This is a genomic window from Paraburkholderia sp. (assembly GCF_036488505.1).
Classification (GTDB): Bacteria; Pseudomonadota; Gammaproteobacteria; order Burkholderiales; family Burkholderiaceae; genus Paraburkholderia.
Map to the genome: position 1 here is coordinate 1 of NZ_DASXHN010000155.1, position 3,996 is coordinate 3,996.

Below are 3,996 nucleotides of genomic sequence, written 5' to 3' on the forward strand. Positions count from 1 at the left end.
CTCGGTGGATGACGAGTGGACCATGTCAATCGTAGCTGGCGGCCGCCGGCCCGTCCAAGTCCTTTGCAAGCGGTTGCAAGCATAAGAGACGGTGCTTCGTTAAAATCGAAAATCCGCTTTCAATGCGCTTTCTCACGCGCGACTGCCCGAGACCTCCGTGCCCGATCATCAAGCTTCCGAATTCGCCGTCCTGCCCGCCGCCCACCGCGAACTGCCCGTCACTGCGCGGCAGCGGGCCCGCGTCGCGACGATGGCGCTGTTTTTCATCGCCGGCATGATGTACGCATCGTGGGGCGTGCACGTGCCGACCGTGCGCGACCGCTTCCATCTGAACGCCGCGATGCTGTCGTTCGCGCTGCTCGCGGTGGCCGGCGGCTCGATCGGCGCGATGGTGACCAACGGCTCATGGATCGCGCGGGTCGGCACCCGCCGCGCATGTCTGACAGGCGGTCTGGCGATGGCCGCGTGTGCGGCGCTGATCCTGCTGGTGCCGGCCTACTGGATGTTGCTGATCGTGCTGGCGGTGTTCGGCGCAGGCATGGCCACGCTCGACGTCGCGATGAACGCCGAGGCGAGCGCGGTCGAAAAGGCGCTCGGCAAGCCGATCATGTCGGCGCTGCACGGCATGTTCAGCCTCGGCGGGATGTTCGGCGCGGCGGTCGGCGGCGCGCTGCTGTCGCGCGGCATGGCACCGGCGCTGCATCTCGCGCTCGCTGCGGCGGTAAGCGCGCTCGTGCTGCTGCTCGCGTGCCCGTCGGTGCTGCCGCACGTGCCGCACGCCGAGCATCCCGACGCCGCCACGCCGCGCGCAAGCCGCTGGCGCTCGACGGCGCTGTGGGCGCTGGGCACGATGGCGCTGGTCGCGCTGATCGCCGAAGGCGCGATGTACGACTGGGCCACGGTTTATATGCGCGACGTCGTGCTCGCGACCCCCGCGCTCGCGAGCGCGGCTTACGCGGCGTTTTCGGGAGGCATGGCCGCTGCCCGCTTTGCCGGCGACGCGGTGCGCGCGCGCTTCGGCGCGCCGCAACTGGTGATGATCAGCGCGACGCTCGCCTGCGCGGGCATGGTCGACGCGCTGCTCTTGCCCAACCCGATTGCCGCGCTCGCCGGCTTCGCGCTGATCGGCCTGGGCCTCGCGAACATGATGCCAGTGCTGTTCGCGGCGGCCGCGAGCGTGAAGGGCATCCACGCGGCCGAAGGACTCGCGCATGTCGCGGGACTCGCGTATTTCGGGCTGCTGCTGGGGCCGGTCATCATCGGCGCGGTCACGCAGATGACCAACCTGACGATCGGCCTGTCGGTCGTCGCCGTGTGCTCCGCGGCAATCGCGCTGGCCGGGCCGAAGGTGTTGCGGCGTCTGAACGTCTGATGCGACGCATCCGCAGCGCCAGGCCGTCGCCATCGGCAAGAAAAAAGGCACGTGAGCCTCGCGGCCCACGTGCCTGATCAACAGCGAATCGAAGACGGCTACCGCCGCCTCCGATCACGCGAATTACATCTTCACCACGTCGAGCAGCGTCTTCTTGCCCTGCTTGTAGTTGTACAGCGAGATCACGCCGTGCTGGAGGTCGCCCTTCGAGTCGAACGTCGTTTCGCCGATAACGCCCTTGTAGTCGGTCGACGGCATCGCGGCGAGGATCTTGGCCGGATCGGTGGAGTTAGCACGCTTCATCGCGTCGACGATGATGTACACCGCGTCATACGTGAACGGAGCGTAGATCTGAATCGGCTGGCCGAAGCGCTTCTCGTACTTCGTTTCGAACGCCTTGCCGCCCGCCATCTTTTCGAGCGCCATACCGGCTTCCGAGCAGACGATATTGTCGGTCGCGTCGCCGGCCAGGTCGGACAGCTTGTCGGTACAGACGCCGTCGCCCGCGAGCACCTTGGCGCGCAGGCCGAGTTGCTTCGCCTGCTTCGCGAACGGGCCGCCGGTGGCATCCATGCCGCCGTACATGATCGCGTCCGGGTTCTCACCCTTGATCTTCGTCAGAATCGCGCGGAAGTCGACAGCCTTGTCGTTGGTCGCGTCATGCGACATCACGTTCAGGCCGAGCGACTTGGCGGTCTTCTCGAATTCGTTCGCGAGACCCTGGCCGTAAGCGGTCGAGTCGTCGACGATCGCGACCGACTTGATCTTCAAGCCCTTGGCCGCGTAGTTCGCGAGTGCCGGGCCTTGCTGTGCGTCGGTCGCGACGACGCGGTACGTCGTCTTGAAGCCTTGCTGCGTGTAGGCCGGGTTCGTTGCCGACGGCGAGATCTGCACGATGCCCGCATCGCTATAGATCTTCGAAGCCGGAATCGAGGTGCCCGAGTTCAGGTGGCCGACCACGGCGACGACCTTGTCGTCGACGAGCTTCTGCGCAACCTGCGTGGCGGTGCGGGGGTCAGCCGCGTCGTCCTGCGCGTCGAGTTGCAGCGTGATCTTCTGGCCGCCGATCGTGAGACCCTTCGCGTTGATTTCCTCCACGGCCATGCGTGCGCCGTTTTCGTTGTCTTTACCCAGGTGAGCGATACCGCCAGTCAACGGCGCAACGTGACCGATCTTGACGACCGTATCGGCAGCGGCCGATGTTGCCAACGTCGCGAACAGCATCGCCGCAGCGCTGATCGGCAACAGCTTTTGAATTTTGATGATCATGTAAGTCTCCAGTTTCGGTCAAAACAACGTAATCGCCGTGTGCTCCGCTTCCCCAACTCGTGTCGCTCAGCCCCGTGGACGACCACGCCGGTTGCATCGTTCATGCACTTGGCCAGTACGATTGCCGGACCGTTTGTGGCAGATGGCAAACCGTACTTGCGCGCAAGTGTAGGCCATCAAATTAATTTGAGCGAATTTTTTGAGAAAGTGGGAACAACACTAATGGCGCTTATCCCGCAAGAGCCGCTTGCGGCATCGAGGCGACAGCCGCAAAGCCCCGTCCGATGCGGGTTTCCGCTTATTGGAGTGGGTCGATGCGAGACGCTGTTCGACGCGTTTGCCGGCATGAACGGCGAGTGATTCGAACGGCTTTTCAACTAAAAACGAGGCGCGCCGCACAGTTTGGCGAGCGCGCCTCGAAATCTGAAATCAGCCGGGCGTCAATCGTGAATCGGTCACGGATCAGTCATGCATCGGCCGCGCATCATTTTCCCGTCGACTCAATAACCATCCCTTCAATGCGGCGACACGCGCGCTGCACGCGCGCCATTCGTCTTCGAGTTGCGCCATCAGTTCGGCGGCGCTCACGCCTTCGCCGCGCACGCGTCCGAGCGGCGCGCCCTGCCCGGCCCATAGCGACAGATAATCGCCGTTCTGCGCGCGGCCCGCGTTCTGCCGCAATTCCTGCGTCAACGCGTTTTGCACCGGATACGGCGCGATGTTGTCCGCCGTTTCGCTCAGGCGCTGCATCAACGGATTGCGGATACCGCGCGCATGGCGGCCGGTGATCGCGCGCGTCACCTCGGTCGCCGTATCCGACATCCCGCGTACGCGGGTTTTCCATACGTCGGGAATCGCGCTCTCGCGGCAGGTGAGGAACGCGGTGCCCATCACCGCCGCCTGCGCGCCGAGGGCGAGCGAGGCGACGATGCCGCGACCGTCCATGATGCCGCCGGCCGCGAGCACCGGTAGCCCGGTCGCGTCGACGAGTTGCGGCACGAGCGCGAGCGTGCCGACCAACGCGTGTTCGAAGGCGCCGATGAAGGTGCCGCGATGCGCGCCCGCCTCGGCGCCTTGTGCGACGATCGCGTCGGCACCCACGTCGCGCCACGCGATGCCTTCGGCAACATGCGTCGCAGTCCCAACTACATAGCTGCCGTGCGCGTGCAAACGCTCGATGTCGGCAGCCGATAGCAGTCCGAACGTAAAGCTCGCGACCGGCACGCGCAGTTCGATCAGCGTCTCCAGTTGCGCGCGAAAATCCGGCGCATAGCGCGCGAGCGGCTGGCCCGGCGGCAGACCGAGATCGGCGCGCAGCGGATCGATTGCGTCGAGTGCGCGACGCACGCTCGCTT

Annotated in this window: 3 protein-coding genes; 1 reads left to right on the forward strand and 2 read right to left on the reverse strand. The window is 65.3% G+C overall.

All coding sequences use genetic code 11. The features are described 5' to 3' along the window. The first annotated feature begins 250 nt into the window (after nt 1-250). The gene (locus tag VGH68_RS09025; protein WP_331603245.1) at nt 251-1,372 is read left to right on the forward strand and encodes an MFS transporter; all 1,122 of its coding nucleotides are present in this window, start codon (nt 251-253) and stop codon (nt 1,370-1,372) included. 123 nt (nt 1,373-1,495) lie between these two features. Here the strand turns inward: VGH68_RS09025 and VGH68_RS09030 are convergent, their stop codons facing one another. Beyond that, nucleotides 1,496-2,641 carry a branched-chain amino acid ABC transporter substrate-binding protein gene (locus VGH68_RS09030; protein ID WP_331603242.1) on the reverse strand — a complete coding sequence of 382 codons (1,146 nt, stop codon included), beginning with the start codon at nt 2,639-2,641 and terminating at the stop codon, nt 1,496-1,498. A 462-nt stretch (nt 2,642-3,103) separates the two neighbouring features. Further along, a partial coding sequence (locus VGH68_RS09035) for a nitronate monooxygenase (protein ID WP_331603244.1) occupies nt 3,104-3,996 on the reverse strand: 893 nt, incomplete at its 5' end.